The organism is Maribacter aquimarinus (assembly GCF_047345505.1).
In the GTDB taxonomy this organism is placed as follows: Bacteria; Bacteroidota; Bacteroidia; order Flavobacteriales; family Flavobacteriaceae; genus Maribacter.
In genome coordinates this window covers 1-18,279 of sequence record NZ_JBLFEO010000017.1, presented here as the reverse complement: position 1 = coordinate 18,279, position 18,279 = coordinate 1, and the positions used below count along the sequence as shown (strand labels likewise).

General features: G+C 51.8%; 13 protein-coding genes. 8 read left to right on the top strand and 5 right to left on the bottom strand.

The window, feature by feature from the left end; translation table 11 throughout:
• Positions 1-24 precede the first annotated feature (24 nt).
• The 3 genes from ACKWCC_RS12550 to ACKWCC_RS12540 form a co-directional block, all read right to left on the bottom strand.
• Positions 25-1,053, bottom strand: a complete 1,029-nt coding sequence (locus ACKWCC_RS12550; RefSeq protein ID WP_379935696.1) for a rod shape-determining protein — start codon at positions 1,051-1,053, stop codon at positions 25-27.
• Positions 1,054-1,109: 56 nt separating this feature from the next.
• The gene (gene purH, locus ACKWCC_RS12545) at positions 1,110-2,642 is read right to left on the bottom strand and encodes a bifunctional phosphoribosylaminoimidazolecarboxamide formyltransferase/IMP cyclohydrolase (protein WP_413996289.1); all 1,533 of its coding nucleotides are present in this window, start codon (positions 2,640-2,642) and stop codon (positions 1,110-1,112) included.
• 93 nt (positions 2,643-2,735) lie between these two features.
• Positions 2,736-3,185 carry a GAF domain-containing protein gene (locus ACKWCC_RS12540; protein WP_413996288.1) on the bottom strand — a complete coding sequence of 150 codons (450 nt, stop codon included), beginning with the start codon at positions 3,183-3,185 and terminating at the stop codon, positions 2,736-2,738.
• An 84-nt stretch (positions 3,186-3,269) separates the two neighbouring features.
• On the opposite strand from ACKWCC_RS12540, the gene ACKWCC_RS12535 reads away from it, so the two are divergent.
• The 8 genes from ACKWCC_RS12535 (at position 3,270) to ACKWCC_RS12500 (ending at position 16,753) form a co-directional block, all read left to right on the top strand.
• Positions 3,270-3,728 (top strand): HYC_CC_PP family protein, encoded by a 459-nt coding sequence (locus tag ACKWCC_RS12535; protein WP_413996287.1) that lies wholly within the window; start codon positions 3,270-3,272, stop codon positions 3,726-3,728.
• Between the two features lie 106 nt (positions 3,729-3,834).
• Positions 3,835-7,626: an efflux RND transporter permease subunit gene (locus ACKWCC_RS12530; protein WP_413996286.1), complete on the top strand. Its 3,792-nt coding sequence runs from the start codon at positions 3,835-3,837 to the stop codon at positions 7,624-7,626.
• A complete protein-coding gene (locus ACKWCC_RS12525; RefSeq protein WP_413996285.1) occupies positions 7,623-8,888 on the top strand; it encodes a TolC family protein in 1,266 nt (421 codons plus the stop codon). Before ACKWCC_RS12530 ends, ACKWCC_RS12525 begins: the two co-directional genes overlap by 4 nt.
• Before the next feature lie 231 nt (positions 8,889-9,119).
• On the top strand, positions 9,120-11,627 hold the full coding sequence (locus ACKWCC_RS12520) for a heavy metal translocating P-type ATPase (protein WP_413996284.1): 2,508 nt from the start codon (positions 9,120-9,122) through the stop codon (positions 11,625-11,627).
• Positions 11,628-11,638: 11 nt separating this feature from the next.
• Entirely contained in the window at positions 11,639-13,357 is a 1,719-nt protein-coding gene (locus ACKWCC_RS12515; protein ID WP_413996283.1) for an efflux RND transporter periplasmic adaptor subunit, read from the top strand.
• 10 nt (positions 13,358-13,367) lie between these two features.
• Positions 13,368-15,650 (top strand): TonB-dependent receptor, encoded by a 2,283-nt coding sequence (locus ACKWCC_RS12510; protein ID WP_413996282.1) that lies wholly within the window; start codon positions 13,368-13,370, stop codon positions 15,648-15,650.
• A gap of 141 nt (positions 15,651-15,791) precedes the next feature.
• Positions 15,792-16,148 carry a heavy-metal-associated domain-containing protein gene (locus ACKWCC_RS12505; protein WP_413996281.1) on the top strand — a complete coding sequence of 119 codons (357 nt, stop codon included), beginning with the start codon at positions 15,792-15,794 and terminating at the stop codon, positions 16,146-16,148.
• A gap of 338 nt (positions 16,149-16,486) precedes the next feature.
• Positions 16,487-16,753: a DUF547 domain-containing protein gene (locus ACKWCC_RS12500; protein WP_413996280.1), complete on the top strand. Its 267-nt coding sequence runs from the start codon at positions 16,487-16,489 to the stop codon at positions 16,751-16,753.
• A 370-nt stretch (positions 16,754-17,123) separates the two neighbouring features.
• Here the strand turns inward: ACKWCC_RS12500 and ACKWCC_RS12495 are convergent, their stop codons facing one another.
• Positions 17,124-17,684, bottom strand: coding sequence for a CPBP family intramembrane glutamic endopeptidase (locus tag ACKWCC_RS12495; RefSeq protein ID WP_413996279.1), 561 nt, complete (start codon positions 17,682-17,684; stop codon positions 17,124-17,126).
• A 58-nt stretch (positions 17,685-17,742) separates the two neighbouring features.
• Positions 17,743-17,916 carry a hypothetical protein gene (locus ACKWCC_RS12490; protein WP_413996278.1) on the bottom strand — a complete coding sequence of 58 codons (174 nt, stop codon included), beginning with the start codon at positions 17,914-17,916 and terminating at the stop codon, positions 17,743-17,745.
• Positions 17,917-18,279 lie beyond the last annotated feature (363 nt).

Sequence of the window (18,279 nt, the reverse complement as noted above, 5' to 3'; positions counted from 1 at the left end):
CTACAGGCATCAAGGCTGTTTGTTTTATTTGATCAAGATGCTCTTGTAGCGTTCCAGGTTCTTTAGGGCTATGCCCGTTCCGCGCACCACGGCCCTGAGCGGGTCTTCCGCGATGTACACGGGCAGGTCCGTTTTTTGGGAGAGCCTTCTGTCCAGTCCCCTTAACATGGACCCGCCACCGGCCAGATAGATCCCCGTATTGTAGATGTCGGCCGCCAGTTCGGGTGGGGTCTGGGACAGGGTTTCCATCACGGCATCTTCCACGCGCAAAATGGATTTGTCCAAGGCCTTGGCAATTTCCCGGTAAGAGATCTGGACCTGTTTGGGCTTCCCGGTGAGCAGGTCCCTGCCCTGTACCGATTTTTCATCCGGTGGCGATTGCAGGTCCTCTGTTGCGGAGCCTATCTCTATCTTAATGGCCTCGGCCGTGGTCTCGCCCACATAGAGGTTGTGCTGGGTGCGCATGTAATAGATGATGTCATTGGTGAACACATCGCCCGCAATTTTAACAGATTTGTCGCAGACAATGCCCCCAAGGGCAATCACGGCGATCTCCGTGGTACCGCCCCCGATGTCCACGATCATGTTGCCCTTGGGCTGCATGATGTCCAGGCCAATACCAATGGCGGCGGCCATGGGTTCATGGATCAGATACACTTCCTTGCCGTTAACGCGCTCTGCCGATTCCTTTACCGCCCGCATCTCCACCTCGGTAATGCCAGAGGGGATGCAGATCACCATGCGCAAAGCGGGTGGGAACCATTTTTTCTTCAACGCGGGAATGTTCTTGATGAACATGTTGATCATCTTTTCCGAAGCATCGAAATCAGCGATCACCCCATCTTTCAGGGGGCGTATGGTCTTGATGTTCTCGTGGGTCTTGCCCTGCATCATGTTGGCTTCCTTGCCCACGGCAATGATCTTGCCGCTAATGCGGTCCCTGGCCACAATGGAGGGGCTGTCCACCACCACCTTGTCGTTATGGATGATCAGGGTGTTGGCGGTACCGAGGTCAATGGCTATTTCCTCGGTCAAGAAATCAAAAAATCCCATAGTTTAAAGTTTGGTCTCCGTTCAACGGGTGCATTTCATCGGTAAATGTAGTAAAATTAATGCTTAAAATGGCGGGTGCCCGTCATGACCATGGAAATTCCATTTTCGTTGCAGTAATCAATGCTCAATTGGTCTTTTATGGACCCCCCTGGCTGTATGACGCTGCCAATGCCGGCCTTGTGGGCTATTTCCACGCAATCGGGGAAAGGGAAGAAGGCATCGCTGGCCATTACGGCCCCGTCCAGGTCAAAGTTAAAGGACCTTGCTTTGTGTATGGCCTGGTTCAGGGCATCGACCCTGGAGGTCTGCCCCGTACCGCTGGCACAGAGCTGCTTGTTCTTGGCCAGCACTATGGTGTTGCTCTTGGTGTGCTTGCAGAGTTTGCTGGCAAAGAGCAGGTCTTCCAACTCCCCACTGCTCGGTTTTTTGGCGGTGGTGTACTGTAGGTCTTCCAAAGCATCGGTCTTGTGGTCCTTGTCCTGTAACAGGTAGCCGTTAAGGCAGGTACGCACCTGCTTGGTGGGCAGTTGGGCCTGCTTCTGCTCCAAAATGATCCTGTTCTTCTTGCCCTTTAGGATTTCCAGGGCTTTGGGGGCATAGCCGGGGGCAATGACCACCTCGCAAAAGAGTTGGTGCATTTCGGCGGCCGTGTCCGCGTCCACTTCCTTATTGCTTATGAGCACCCCGCCAAAGGCGGAGACCGGATCACCGGCCAGCGCATCCAGATAGGCTTGGTGCAGGTTTTCCCTTTGGGCCAGGCCACAGGCATTGTTGTGCTTTAAGATGGCAAAAGTGGGGGCGTCATGGGTAAACTCGCCCATGAGATTTACCGCGGCATCCACGTCCAGCAGATTGTTGTAGGAGAGGTCCTTTCCGTGCAGTTTGGAGAACATGGCGTCAAAATCCCCGTAAAAAAAGCCTTTTTGGTGCGGATTTTCGCCGTAGCGGAGTTCCTTTCCGTTGGTCTCGCTCAGTTTCAGGGCGGCAATCTCCCCGTTTGTGTTGAAATAATTGAAAATGGCCGTGTCATAGTGGGAAGAGACGTTAAAGGCCTTGGCGGCGAAGATCTTGCGGTCTTCCAAGGTGGTGCTGCCATTGTCCCTGCCTATGGTTTCCAGGAAAAGACCGTAATCTTCCATGGAGCTCACACAGAGTACGTCCTTATAGTTCTTGGCGGCGGCGCGGATCAGCGAAATGCCGCCAATGTCCACCTTTTCTATGATCTCTTGTTCAGGGGCGCCGCTGGCCACGGTTTTCTCAAAAGGGTAAAGATCCACAATGACAATATCCAGCTGGGGAATATCAAATTCCTTCAGTTGGGCAACATCCCCGGCATGGTCTTGCCGGTTCAGGATGCCGCCAAATACTTTGGGGTGCAAGGTCTTGACCCTACCGCCCAAAATGGAGGGGTAACTGGTAACCTCTTCCACGGGCACCACGGAAATGCCAAGATCGCGAATAAATCTTTCCGTGCCCCCGGTGGAGTAGAGGGTAACCCCCAGGGCATCCAATTTTCTAACAATGGGTTCAAGACCGTCTTTGTGAAAAACGGAGATCAAGGCCGAGGTGGCTTTTTTAACAGTGCTCATATCGTGTGCTTAATGATGGGTGGTTTAGGCCCACAAAAGTAATTTTTTTGGCACCTTTCCCAAGGCCGGGTTATCAACAAAACCAAGAAAGTTTTAAAGGATTTTGGCCACTTCGGCGTTTATGAATTCCAGAAAGCGCTCATCGGCCTCCGAAAAGGCATCTGCCGTGTTGGAATCAATGTCCAATTGCCCCACGTTTTCCCCGTTCAGGAAAAGTGGCACCACGATTTCGGACTTTACGTGGATGCTACAGGCAATGTAGTTGTCCTGTGCCCGCACATCTGGCACCACAAAATTTTTGTTGCTCACCGCCACCTGGCCGCAAATGCCCTTGCCAAAGGGAATGATGGTGTGGTCCGTGGGCGCACCGGCGTATGGCCCAAGCTTCAGCTCCTCCTTTTGGCCATTTCTAAAATAAAAGCCCACCCAGTCGTAATGGGGCACACGTTCCTTGAGCAGTTTGCAGATGGTCAATAACTTTTTTTGGGTGTCCTCTTTGGAGGAAACGATCTCCAGAATGGGGGCGTGCAGGGCATCGAGCATAAAAACATCGTTTAATGAGGCACCAAAAATCGACCTTAATAAGGACATCCGCAACCGTGGTTCGTTTAAAAATCTGTTAAGTTGATGTGCTCCATCATTTTGAAATTGTACTTTTGCAGGGTGAAAACATTTGGCCGCAACATATTGGCTTCCTTTATGGCCCTTTTGATTTTGGGCTCCACCGTGTCCGTTTCCATGGACATGCACTATTGTGGCGATCACTTGGTGGATTTCAGTCTTTTTGATGAGGCCGAGACCTGTATGATGCAAATGGCCAAGGTTAACCCATCCAGTCCTTGTGATGATGTTGCCCCAAGTATGGCCTGTTGCTCGGACATAGAAATTGTTTTGGAGGGGCAAGAGCATCTAAAGGCCTCTTGGCAGCAACTCTCCCTGGACCAACAATTTTTTGTCGTTGCTTTTGCCCGATCCTGGGCACATCTATACCGTGAAGCTGCCGAAAAAGCGGTTCCCTACGCGGACTATGTGCCGCCTCCCCTGATCCGGGACGTACAGATTCTGGACCAGACTTTCCTGATATGACCTTTTGAACTTTTACCATCACGCCCTGCGGCCCCTGCCGTATTGGGGCATTTTGTGGTGTTCGTTGTTTTTCAATGGATGTTAAAAAGTTCAATTTCCTTGTCAGATGCTAAACAGAGGCATTAAATTTCTTGTAGAGAACAAACTTGTGGCGGTGTTGCTATTGCTGCTGTTCGTGGGCTGGGGCACGATCAATGCCCCCTTTGATTGGCAGACCGATGTTTTGCCCGCAGATCCCGTGGCCGTGGACGCCATTCCGGATATTGGGGAGAACCAGCAGATCGTGTTCACCGAATGGCCCGGCCGATCGCCCCAGGATATGGAGGACCAGATCACCTACCCGCTCACCACGGCCCTGATGGGCATGCCCGGGGTACGGACCATACGGAGCTCTTCCATGTTCGGCCTGTCCAGTATCTACATCATTTTTGAGGAAGATGTGGAATTTTATTGGAGCCGTAGCCGTATCCTTGAAAAATTGAATGCCCTGCCGGACAACCTTTTGCCGGACGGCGTGAATCCTTCCCTGGGGCCGGATGCCACCGGATTGGGGCAGATCTTTTGGTACACCCTGGAAGGCCGTGATGCCCAGGGTAGGGTTACCGGGGGTTGGGACCTTCCGGAACTCAGGAGCGTACAGGACTATTATGTAAAATATGCGCTCTCGTCTGCCAGCGGGGTGGCCGAGGTGGCGTCCATTGGGGGCCATGTGCAGGAGTACCAGATCAATGTGGACCCCGAGAAAATGCGCCAGTACAACATTGGGCTGGAGCAGGTGGTCAGGGCGGTGAAACAGAGCAACCGGGATGTTGGGGCCCAGACCTTGGAAATTAACCAGGTGGAGTACTTGGTGCGCGGGCTGGGCTACATACAGTCCACGGAAGATATCAAGAACGCCGTGGTCTCCTCCAAGGAATATACCTCCCTTCGCATCAAGGACATTGCCCAGGTTACCATGGGCCCGGCCGCCCGGCGCGGTATTCTGGACAAGGAGGGGGCCGAGGTGGTGGGCGGTGTGGTCGTGGCCCGCTACGGCGCAAATCCCATGGAGGTCATATCCCACGTAAAGGAAAAGATAGCGGAACTGAGTACGGGCTTGCCCTCCAAGCAGTTGGCGGACGGCCGTACCTCCCAACTTACCATTGTCCCGTTCTACGATCGCACGGAGCTGATCAAGGAGACCTTGGGCACCCTCAACGAGGCGCTTACCCTGGAGATTTTGATCACCATCTTGGTCATTGTGGTCATGGTCTTTAACCTAAGGGCCTCCGTGCTCATCTCGGGCCTCTTGCCCGTGGCGGTGCTCATGGTGTTCATTGCCATGAAGGCCTTTGGTGTGGATGCCAATATCGTGGCCCTCTCCGGGATTGCCATTGCCATTGGCACCATGGTGGACGTTGGCGTTATACTGGTGGAAAACATCGTTAGGCATCTTGAAGAAGACAACGATCAAGGGCCCATTGACCAAGTGGTGTACAAGGCCACCACAGAGGTGTCCGGGGCCATTGTAACGGCCGTGATGACCACCATCATCAGTTTTATCCCTGTCTTTACCATGATCGGTGCGGAGGGCAAATTGTTCCGCCCCCTGGCCTTTACCAAAACCTTTGCCCTTACGGCCTCGTTGGTGGTGGCCCTCTTCCTCATACCGCCCTTTGCCGCCTTGCTGTTCAGAAAAAAAAGGAGCAAGAGCTTTATGGGCTATGTGCTCAGCGGCCTGCTGATCATTGGCGGACTCTTGGCGGTGGTTTACGGATATTGGATGGGACTGCTGCTCATGGCCTTTGGTACGGTCAGGCCGCTGAAGAACGCAGAACTGGCAGGGCGCCTCTTCAAGGGAGCTGCCCTTACCGATCAACAGGCCAACCTGCTCAACATTGTCATTTCGGCCACTGCCATTGTCTTCCTGTTGGCCAACTATTGGCGCCCCTTGGGCTTTGACCGGGGCATTCCGATCAATTTGCTCTTTGTGGGGGTGCCCTGTTTTGGGCTCTTGGGCACGTTTATCCTATTTCGGCGTCATTACCGCCAAATACTGGCGTGGGCCCTAGGCCATAAAATGGCTTTTTTGTCGGTGCCAACGGCCCTGGTGCTGTTTGGTTTTCTGATCATGCAAAACACCGGCAAAGAGTTCATGCCGGCGCTGGACGAGGGCTCTTTTCTGCTGATGCCCACCTCCCTGCCCCACGCGGGAGTGGCCGAGAACAGGCGGGTATTGCAGCAACTGGATATGGCAGTGGCCGCCATTCCGGAGGTGCAGACCGTGGTGGGCAAGGCGGGTAGGGCAGCATCTGCCCTGGATCCCGCACCCCTGTCCATGTACGAGAACATCATTCAGTACAAATCGGAATACGTGCGCAACCCGGATGGCGAACGCCAACGGTTCAAGGTGAACGGGGAGGGCCACTTTGTATTGCGCCAAGGGGGCACGGTGGCCAACCCGAACCTCTGGGGCCACGGGGAGCGCAGCCCCATGAGCGCGGAAATGGCCAATTTTGCCCGTTTGGGGTTCCAGGACCTGGTTCCCGATGCCGGGGGGGAGTATTACAGGCAGTGGCGCCCCCAGATAGATTCGCCCAACGCCATTTGGGAAGAAATTGTGCGGGCCACCCGCTTGCCAGGGGTCACTTCTGCCCCAAAGCTGCAGCCCATTGAGACCCGTTTGGTCATGCTGCAGACCGGGATGCGCGCGCCCATGGGCATCAAGGTAAAGGGGCAGAACCTAAGACAGATAGAGGCTTTTGGGATGCAGCTGGAAGCTTTGCTGAAAGAGGCGGAAGGGGTAAAGGCGGCCGCTGTTTTTGCGGACAGGATCGTGGGCAAGCCCTACCTCCTAATGGATGTGGACCGGGAGGCCTTGGCGCGCTACGGACTTTTGGTGGAGGATGTGCAACGGGTGCTGGAAGTGGCCGTGGGCGGCATTTCCCTGACCCGCACCGTGGAGGGAAGGGAACGCTATGGGGTGCGGGTGCGATATCCACGAGAGCTGCGGGACTCCCCGAACGACCTAAAGAACATATACGTTCCCGTGGCCAACGGAAATCCGATACCCTTGGGGGAGCTGGTGGACATTCGGTACGAAGAAGGGCCGCAGGTCATTAAAAGCGAGGACAGCTTTTTGGTGGGCCATGTGCTGTTCGATAAATTGGACGGATTTGCCGAAGTGACCGTGGTGGAAAATGCCCAAAAGGTGATCCAGACCAAGATTGCCCAGGGCCAATTGGTGGTTCCCAAAGGAATAAGCTACCAATTCACCGGCACCTACGAGAATCAGATAAGGGCAGAAAGGACCTTGTCCGTGGTGGTGCCACTGGTTTTGGTCATTATCTTTTTGATCTTGTATTTTCAGTTCCGATCGGTGGCCACCTCCCTAATGGTGTTCAGTGGCATTGCCGTGGCCTTTGCCGGGGGCTTTCTCATGATTTGGGGCTACGGCCAGGATTGGTTCCTGAACGTCAACTTCTTTGGGGAGAACCTTCGGGAGCTGTTCCAAATGGGCCCCATAAACCTGAGCGTGGCGGTTTGGGTGGGCTTCATTGCCCTCTTTGGCATTGCCACGGACGATGGGGTGGTCATGGCCACCTACCTGACCCAGACCTTTGATCGCAACCAACCCACCACAAAGGAATCCGTAAGGGCCTCGGTGCTAGAAGCCGGGGAAAAGCGCATACGGCCCTGTCTCATGACCACGGCCACCACCCTTTTGGCCCTGTTGCCCGTGCTTACCTCCACCGGGAGGGGAAGCGATATCATGATCCCCATGGCCATTCCCTCCTTTGGCGGCATGCTGATCGCCCTGATCACCTTGTTCGTGGTGCCCGTGCTCTATTCCTGGCGGGCAGAGTGGCGACTGGAGAAGGGGATTGCCAATACCACACCAAAAACCGAAACGCAATGAGGAAGCTAAAAGAAGTGTACCCTATGGAGCAAGCCCGCTTTTGGAGCGGTGCCGTTCTCGTGCTTTTTTGCCTGTGCGGTGCCCCCAGCCTCCGGGCCCAGGACCTCAACACCTATTTGCTACAGGCCGAGGCCAACAACCCCGAGGTGCAGGCCTTTGAAACAAAGTACCATTTGGCCAAGGAACGTGTGGAAGAGGCCAACGCCCTGCCCAATACGGAGTTGGGGGTCGGTGTCTTTGTCAGTGAGCCGGAAACCAGGACCGGTGCACAGAAAGCCCGTTTTTCCATAAAGCAAATGCTCCCCTGGTTTGGCACCATAACCGCCCGGGAACGCTACGGCACCGCAGTGGCCGATGTGGATTACCTGGAGATCGCCATTGTAAAACGGAAACTTCGCCTGGCGGTTTCCCAAGCCTATTATGCACTCTATGCCCTAAAGAAAAAGCAGGGGGTGCTCCAGGAAAACCTACAGCTTTTACAGACCTATGAGAACTTGGCCCTTGCTTCCGTATCCGTGGGCAGGGCCACTGCCGTGGATGTGCTGCGGCTGCAAATTAGGCAGAACGAACTCTTGGCCCAAATGGCCATTTTGCAACGCGAGCGGGCATCCCAAGAACAAAACTTCAATTTTTTGTTGAACCGCGATGCGGAACAGCCCGTTGCGGTAGTGGATAGCCTTCCGATTTTTGATATGGATCTGGGCGGGATGGCCATCCCGGAACTGCACCCGGAACTGGAAAAGTATGACAGGCTCTACGCGTCCGTGACCCAGTCGGAACTCTTGAACCAAAAGGAATCCAGGCCCAATGTGGGGCTGGGGTTGGACTATATCCCGGTGGCGGACCGTGAGGGACTGGTCTTTGACGATAACGGCAAGGACATCATCATGCCCATGGTCTCCCTGTCCATTCCCATTTTCAACAGTCGCCATAAATCGCGCTCCGTTCAGAACAAACTGCGGCAAGAGGTCATTGACAGGGAACGGGAGCAGCGCAAAAACACCTTGAACTCGCTTTTGGCCACCGCCGTGGGCAAGATGGAAGTGGCCAAGATCAACCATGCCACCCAGCTCAAAAACCTGGAACAGGCCAAAACCGCAGAGACCATTCTGGTGAAGAACTATGAGACCGGCACTTTGGATTTTAGCGAGGTGCTGCAGCTTCAAGAGCTTCAACTGAAATTGGAAATACAGCGCATAGAGGCGGTAAAAAACTATTATGGGCAAGCCGCCGTGCTGAATTATTTAACCCATGGAACCTAACAAGAAAACAATGGTGCACCCTGGGTTTGGGGCCAACAAAAACGGAGTGGGGTTAAACGGAAGGGGAACATCAAACCACATTGAACCAAGAAGTGCAACTTTGAAAAAATGAGAGATGAAACAAGCATTGGGAAATTTAAAAAATCACTTTGCAAAAGGCGATGTTCCCTATTTTTAATGTGAGCGCACTGCGGTCATTTACGCGCTCTAAAAAACAGTAAAAAGAAACAGATGAAACATACCTATCACATACACGGCATGAGCTGCAACGGCTGTAGGACCCACGTGGAGAGGACCCTGAACGGGGTTCCCGGTGTAGTGAAGGCCTCCGTGGACCTGGAAAAAGCGGAAGCGGTCATTGAAATGGAAGGGCATATTGGTCTGGACGTCTTCTCCAATGCCCTTGAAGCAGATGGTGGCCACTACGGCATTCATCTGCCCGGCACCGCCCCTGACCCTAAAAAATTGAAGAAAGAAAGTGCCAACACCGGGCAGGGAACCGGTACGTTTTATTGCCCCATGCACTGTGAGGGCGACACTACCTACCCAGCGGCCGGGGATTGCCCCGTGTGCGGCATGGACCTGGTGGAAGAGCAGAACATGCTCGTTGGCGGCCGCACAGCGTACACCTGCCCCATGCACCCCGAAGTGGTGCAAGAGGAAATGGGCAGCTGCCCCATTTGCGGGATGGATCTGGTGCCCATGGCCCCCGAGGCTTCGGCAGAGGAAAAGAGCTATATAAAACTTCGGCACAAATTTGGCATCGCCCTGGCCTTTACCCTTCCCATTTTCATCATTGCCATGTCCGAGATGTGGCCCAACAATCCGCTGTACACTGTATTGGGGGTGCAGTACTGGAACTACATCCAGTTTGCCCTTTCCCTGCCCGTGGTGTTCTACGCCACTTGGATGTTCTTTGAGCGCGCCTACCGTAGCCTAAAGACCTGGAACCTGAACATGTTCACCCTCATAGGCATTGGTGCCGGGGTGGCGTGGACCTTCAGTGTTTTCGGATTGCTGTTTCCAGATTTCTTCCCCGATCAGTTCAAGACCGATTCCGGCACGGTACATGTCTATTTTGAAGCGGCCACCGTGATCCTCACTTTGGTGTTGTTGGGGCAATTGTTGGAGGCCAGGGCCCACGGCAAGACCAATGCCGCCGTGAAGGAACTGCTGCAATTGGCACCCAATACGGCCGTACGGGTGGTTCAGGGAAAGGAGGAAACCGTGTCCTTGGACGCCGTGGAGCGGGGCGATATTTTAAGGGTGAAGCCCGGGGAAAAGATCCCGGTGGATGGGGTGTTGACCGAAGGCGCCACCTCGGTGGATGAGGCCATGATTACGGGGGAACCGGTTCCGGTGCAAAAATCGGTCGGGGATACCGTTCGCAGTGGCACCATAAACGGAAATAGGTCTTTTTTGATGCGGGCCGAAAAAGTGGGGGCAGACACCCTTTTGTCCCAAATTGTGCAAATGGTGAACGAGGCCAGCCGTACCCGGGCCCCGATACAGAACCTGGCCGATCGCGTCTCGGGCTATTTTGTGCCGGCGGTGGTCTTGGTGGCCGTCATCACCTTTGTGGTATGGGCCGTCTGGGGCCCGGAACCCGCCTATGTCTATGCCCTGGTGAACGCCATTGCGGTATTGATCATTGCCTGTCCCTGTGCCCTGGGGCTGGCCACGCCCATGTCCGTCATGGTGGGGGTGGGCAAGGGCGCACAGAACGGTGTGCTCATAAAAAATGCCGAGGCCCTGGAAAAAATGGATCGGGTAAACGTTCTCATTGTGGACAAGACCGGTACCCTTACCGAGGGGAAACCCACCGTGACGCATGTTGTCTCCGCCGTGCAAGGACTGGAAACCAACAAGGTGCTTCAGTATATGGCCGCTTTGAACCAGAGAAGCGAGCACCCCTTGGCAGCGGCCACCGTGGCCCATGCCCAAGCACAGGATATGGGGTATGCGGATGTATTGGAGTTCCAGGCCATTACGGGCAAAGGGGTCCAGGGCCAGGTGGATGGAAAAAAAGCATCCCTGGGCAATGTGGGGATGATGGAACATGCGGGTGCCACGGTGCCCGTTGCCCTGAAAGAGGCGGCCCTGGCCCAACAAAAGAAGGGGAGAACCGTCTCCTTTTTGGCGCTGGATAAAGAGGTTGTGGGCTATGTGGTCATTGGAGATCGGATAAAAAAGAGCAGTGCCAAGGCCGTTGCGGCCCTACAGAACAAGGGAATGGAGGTGATCATGCTCACGGGCGACAACGAGCATACCGCCGCCGCTGTGGCCAAGGAAATGAATGTAAGGCAATTCAAGGCCGGATTGCTCCCCGAGGACAAACTGAGGGAAGTAAAGCGACTCCAAGAAAAAGGAAAAACGGTGGCCATGGCCGGTGACGGCATCAACGATGCCCCGGCCCTGGCCCAAAGCGACGTGGGCATTGCCATGGGCACGGGCACCGATGTGGCCATTGAGAGCGCGGCCATGACCCTGGTCAAGGGAGAACTGCACGGTATTGTAAGGGCGAGGAACCTGAGCCATAAGGTCATGGGCAACATTAAGCAAAACCTGTTTTTTGCCCTGTTGTACAACACCTTGGGCGTACCCATTGCGGCCGGGGTCCTGTACCCTTTTTTTGGGATATTGCTCAGTCCCATGATAGCAGCGGCGGCCATGAGCTTTAGCTCGGTCTCCGTGATCGCCAATGCCCTAAGATTAAGGACGGCTAAAATTGATGTTTAAATGGTTATAGGATGAAAAAGAACGTACTTTTTATGGCAGGTGCCCTTTTGGTGGGCCTGCTCGGGGGCTACCTCATTTTTGGGACCGGGGACAAGGGTTCCGGCCTAAACGGGCACGATCACGGTGCCCAGGCCACGAACACGGCACAATATACCTGTTCCATGCACCCCCAGATCATGCAGCCCGATGCCGGGGACTGCCCCATTTGCGGAATGGACCTGATTCCCGCTGCCGAAAATGCCGATGGCTTGGCCGTCTCACAATTTAAGTTGACGGAAAATGCCATGGCCCTGGCCAATATTGCCACCACCGTCCTTGGGGAGGGCGAGACCAGTGGAAACAACCTGATCCTTTCCGGTACCATAGAAGAGAACCAGGAGGCCGTGGCCGTACAGGCGGCCTATTTCAGCGGTCGCCTGGAGAAACGCTTCGTAAACTATGAAGGGGAGGAGGTGCGCAAGGGACAGCAACTCGCCACCATCTACTCCCCCGAATTGGTGGCGGCCCAGCAAGAACTGATCAGCGCTTCCGGTCTAAAGGAGGCCCAGCCCGCCCTCTACCATGCCGTTCGCAAAAAATTGGAGTTATGGAAATTGACGGACGCACAGATCTTGGCAATCGAACGCTCCCAAACCGTGAAGGAGTATTTTCCCATTTACGCCAACGTATCCGGCACCGTTTCTGAAATCTTGGTGGATCGGGGCGATTATGTGGCCCAAGGGGCGCCCATGTTCAAAGTGGCCAACCTGAGCACGGTCTGGGCCGTGTTCGATGCCTACGAAAACCAAGTGTCCGGCATCCGTGGGGGGCAACCCATGGAGATCGGGGTCAATGCCCTGCCGGATGTAACCCTCCCGGCCAAGGTCAGTTTTGTGAACCCCGTGATGGATCCCGTGGGCAGGACGGTGGAAGTGCGGGCCGTACTGGACAATGCCAACGGCCGCCTAAAGCCCGGTATGTTCGTAACAGGGGTGCTGCAGGAGAGGGCCCAAACAGAAAACGAGCTGTTGGTGGTGCCCGAAAGTGCCGTGCTCTGGACGGGCGAACGCTCCGTGGTGTACCTGAAGCCAGACCCGGAACACCCCATTTTTGAACTACGGGAGGTTCAATTGGGAGGGGTGGTGGGCAATGGCTACCGCGTTCTTTCCGGACTACGGCCCGGGGACGAGGTGGTGACCCAGGGCACCTTTAACGTGGATGCCGCCGCACAGCTGATGGGAAAACCTTCCATGATGGCCAAAGGAAACGGGGATGGGGAGACCGCGGCGCCGGTAAACCTCCAATATCCGGAAGCCCATCAGAAGAAATTATGGGGCAGTTTGCCCGCTTACATGGCCCTAAAAGAAGCCTTGGTGCTGGGAGATCCAGTGGCCGCAAGGGCCGCCGCCCAAAAGATGGGACCGTTTTTGGAAAATATGGAGACCAAGGCACTGGAAGGGCCGGAAAAAGCGAGCCTGGAACAAGGCCTTGAGATGTTGAAGGCCATGGCCGGGAACGAGGAGCTGGAGCGGCAACGAGCTCATTTTGTACGCTTCAACGAGGCCCTCATCCCCATGCTGAAGGCGGTGGATGGTATGCCCGCCCCCGTTTATGTGCAAACCTGCCCCATGGCCAACAATAATTCGGGGGCAAATTGGTTAAGTATGGAGCAGGCCATAGCCAATCCGTACTACGGCAGCGCCATGTTGGCCTGCGGCTCCGTGATGGACACCTTGGGAACGTTAAAATAAAGATGGCGCAATGATGATGGTACTTATGAAAAAAATGGAATCCCTTTCGAGGGGCCTTTTGCTGGGCCTATGGGCTTTCTTGTTGCCCTTGGGCGCCACTGCCCAAGAAAATGTGGGGGGCACCGTGTACGATGGCGGTGCCGCCACTGCACGGCAAGGGCTCAACGGGGCCAATGTCTATTGGCTGAATTCCCAAATGGGCACCGTAACGGATGCCAAGGGGAGCTTTAGCATCCCCTTTACCGGGGAGTACACCAAACTGGTCATTAGCTATGTGGGGTTTGAAACGGACACCCTGACCGTGACCGAGGCCAAAACCCTGAGTCACGTGCTACGGCCCTCCGCCACCCTGGACGAGGTAACGGTGCAACAAAAGCGAGAAGCGGTGGAGAAGGCTTTTTTCAGTGCCCGCAACGTGGTGACCATAAACAGCGAGGAATTGCTCAAGGCGGCCTGCTGCAACCTGTCCGAGAGTTTTGAGACCAATCCCGCCATAGACGTCAATTTTGCGGACGCGCTCACCGGCACCAAACAGATCCAGATGCTGGGCCTCACCAGCCCCTACCTGCTCATTACCCAAGAGAACATCCCCATGGTGCGCGGGGCCTCACAGACCTACGGACTTACCTTTACCCCGGGCACTTGGGTAGAGAGCATACAGATCACCAAGGGCGCGGGCAGTGTGGTGAACGGGTACGAGAGCATCTCGGGACAGATCAATACCGAACTGGTAAAGCCCTTCACGGACAAACGGGTGTTCGTGAACGGCTATGCCAACCAGAACGGCCGGTTGGAGCTCAATACCCACTTGAACCAAAAGTTGGGCGATAAATGGAGCACCGGCCTGTACATACATGGGAACAAAAGGAGCCAAGAGGAGGACGGCAACCGCGACGGATTTCTGGATGCGCCCCTGGCAGACCAGATAAACATCATGAACCGTTGGCAGTACCAAAATCCGGAAACGGGCTTCATCAGTTTTTTCAATGTACGCTACCTGGACGATCGCAAACAAGTGGGGCAGGTGGGCTTTGACCCGCAGACCGATCGGTTCACCACCAATGGATGGGGCAGCGAGATCGATACCCGCCGCTTTGACAGTTCGGTGAAACTGGGCTATGTGTTCCCGGCACTTCCCTTCCAGAGCTTGGGTTTCCAGGCATCGTACAGCAACCATCAACAGGAATCCTATTTCGGTTTCAACCGGTATGATATTGACCATAACAGTGTGTATTCCAACCTTATGTTCAATTCCATTATTGGCGATACCCGAAACACGTTTAAAACAGGGCTCACCTTTGCCTATGACAGCTATGACGAGTTGGTGAACACCTCCAGCTTTGCCCGGGAAGATGTCTCTGGCGGTGCTTTTTTTGAGTATGCCTATGAGAACGTGGAAAAGGTGAGCCTTACCGCCGGCCTCCGCGTGGATGCCCACAACCGCTTGGGCACCTTCATTACACCCAGGTTCCACATTAGATATACGCCCTGGAAACTGGGCAGTTTGCGCGGATCTTTTGGTAGGGGAAGACGCGCGGCCAACATCTTTGCGGAGAACCAACAGCTTTTTGGCTCTTCCAGGCAGATCCAATTGCTGGACCAAGGCGGGAGCATCTACGGCCTGGACGCTGAGGATGCCTGGAACTTTGGGGTGAGCTTTTTGCAGGGATTTGTGTTTTTGGAGCGCAAAGGAAACCTGACGTTGGATTTTTACCGGACCGACTTTAACAACCAAATTGTGGTGGATTGGGAGAACCCGCGCGCCATTTCCTTTTACAACCTGGAGGGGCAGAGTTATGCCAACAGCTTTCAGGTAGAGCTGAACCACAATGTTTTGCGCAATCTTGAGCTCCGTATGGCCTATAAATACTACGATGTACAGACCGATTACCGAAATCGCGGCCGTTTGCAAAAACCCTTGCAGGCCCAACACCGTTTCTTTGTGAACATGGGCTATGAGACCACGCCCAAGGAAAATGGATCACAATGGAAGTTAGATTTTACCTCGCACAGCCAAGGCGAACAGCGTTTGCCCAATACGGAGGCCAATCCGCCCGCGTTTCGTTTGGGTGAATTCGCGGAAGCCTATACGGTCATGAACGCCCAGGTGACCAAGGTGTTCTCCCCGGCCTTTGAGGTGTACCTTGGTGGTGAAAATTTGAGTAATTTTAGGCAGCCAAACCCCATTTTGGGGCTGGACGACCCTTTTGGCCAGAATTTTGATACCAGTATTGTGTATGCCCCCATCATGGGGCGTATGTTCTATCTGGGTTTCCGGTATAAATTGCCCTAAAGCACCATGGCCGGTTTTGGCCAAGGATCATGAAACGTAAAACAAAAAGAGCGTGGTAAGCGCGCATGAACACAATCATTAAAAACGAAACGCCCCAGTTGCGGCAAGCAAAAGGGGAATCACCATTAAAAAGAAAGAAGCATGAAAAAAACGATCTTAACAGCGGTAATGGCATTGATGATGGGGGTAACCTTCGCCCAGGAAAAGAACAAGAAGCTGGTGATGGAGGTCAATGGGAAATGCGGTATGTGCAAAGAGCGCATTGAAAAGGCCGCCCTGAACGTAAAGGGAGTGAAGTATGCCCTATGGGACATTCCCACGCACCAGCTTTCCCTGATCATAGACGAGCGCAAGACCGACCCCATGAAGATCAAGACCGCCATTGTTGCCGTGGGCCACGACACCAAGGAGCTCAAGGCCACGGACGAGGTCTATGACAACATTCACCCTTGCTGCAAGTATCGTGAGGACAATACGGACGATAGTGGCCAGCATTGATTGCCAACACCTCCAAGGATTAGCTTTTATGGATATCTTACACGGTATTAATAGAAGAGTTGCCCAACTTTTATAACCAATTAACATTAAGAATATTGAAAATAATAAGATGTTGTTGGTATTTGTAGCATTGTTATCGATTGGTTAAGGCCATTCTCAGCGTATAGCTGGATTTTTCTAAAAGTAGGATCTCGTTTTAAAGGCTTACGTCAAGGATGGTTGGGTATATTCTAAAATGATATAGGAAAACCCAAAAGCTTTAATTGGGTTAATTGAAATGGCAAAGGGAATTTCGGTAGATATGGGTAATGGCAGCGAGTTCGAAGCCTTTTGGATAAATGGGCACAACCTTTCGGTCGTTAGGGGAAAATCGAAAATTATCCCTTAACGTCACCTTTTGGATATTCCAGGTTTTTTTTGATGGAACTTTGTATGAAATAGGTGGGAAAAGTATCACTCTCAACGATATAAAACATCAATTGCTACGGGAGAATTTCTCAAAATACCCTAGATTCCATTTCGTTTTAGTGTGTGGTGCACTAGGTTGCCCACCAGTAATGGATAATCATTTTTTAAAACAGATTGGCTTGCAAGAAACAGTATAAAGAAAACCGACCTATTTTAAAGCTGGAAAAACTATAATTTTGGATTAGCAAACGGTTAGAAATGTGGAAAGCTTACAGCTCCTAAGTTCTTTTAACGGAAATAATAAAGTCCAATTGTTAAAGAGATAAATTTAAGCAGGGTTTAATATTGTTTTAGAGGATTTTTTCATCTTCGAATAGCTCTAAATTTCTAAACTGATAATAAGAGATTAGGCATATGACAATTCCACTTGTCGATACAACAAGCCAATAATGTATGTTGAAATTTAACAATAATAATAAATCATAGTATTTGGTTATCAAAAGGGTTTTTAATGATACACCAATAAAATTGAAGAAAAAATGAAAAATAATTGAGAAGATAATATTCTTATACTTCAGATAAATCAATGAACAAAATATACTCAAAAAAAAAAGCGATCAAGCAGGTACTAAGATTAGGAAGATGTATTAGACCGAATGCAGTAGAAGTAAGAAAAATCGAAAAAGTTATTTTTCTAGTATGAAATATAGTTTTCTTCAATAAATACTGTCTAAAAACTAGTTCTTCTATTACAGGTGCAAAAATAGTCGTGTAAAAATAGAAAAACAGGGACATTTTAGGAAGGGGAAGCTTAGATGAATGCACAGCTTCTGTACCCAAAACAAATCGCAGATTATTTAAGGGGTCAATAAACAAATGATAAAAAATCCCTAAAAAAAACAAGGGGAGTATATTATAAAGAATAGTTTTTGTGTTGTATTTTTTAGATATATTTTTTTCAAAATTAATTTCTCTAAATAATAATAAAAATAAGATCAGGCCCAAATTCAAAATTATTAACACCGTATTTGCCAGTCCCTGATCATAACTCTGTAACAAAAGAATGCTAAAGAAAAATGCCAAATAAATAAATAGCACTGAGAGGTTTATACCAATGGCTTTTTTCATAAAAGAAATTCATTTAACCAAACTTCAAAATCGTATTCTCCTAATAATCTGATTTTTCTTATTTTCTAGTAATTGACCCCAAACTTAATCCCCCAGCTATCAAAGTCGTAAAAATCAGATCACTCGTATGCATTCCCAAATCAAGTATTTTATTTGCTAATATTAATGCAAGAGAAAAAGGAATAACATAACGCAAAAATCTTTTTAAATATAATTTAGCAATTGATGACATATATGCCTGTATTTTGACGTTTATCTTTTCAAAGCAATCCTATTGCAAGATACTATTATTACCAGTAATTTATCTTCTAGAAGCATATAAGAGAGGGAGTTGGAATCTCTTTAAAATGCAACTCCCTACATTGTCCAATAGCAACCAGTAATAATTCCTGCTCTTGAAGGTACGGTTGATTGTTGTGAGCTACTTCCACTTGTAATAAGTAGTGCTATAGTAATCATGTGCTTGTCCAAAAATGAAAGCTACCCTGTCTTCGTAGTATTCAAAACTAGGGATTTCCAATCATTGTTGTTGATGTTCATGTCGTGTTGAAATGTGGGTATCTCTTTTTTGAGATATCCATATTTCAATGCGAAG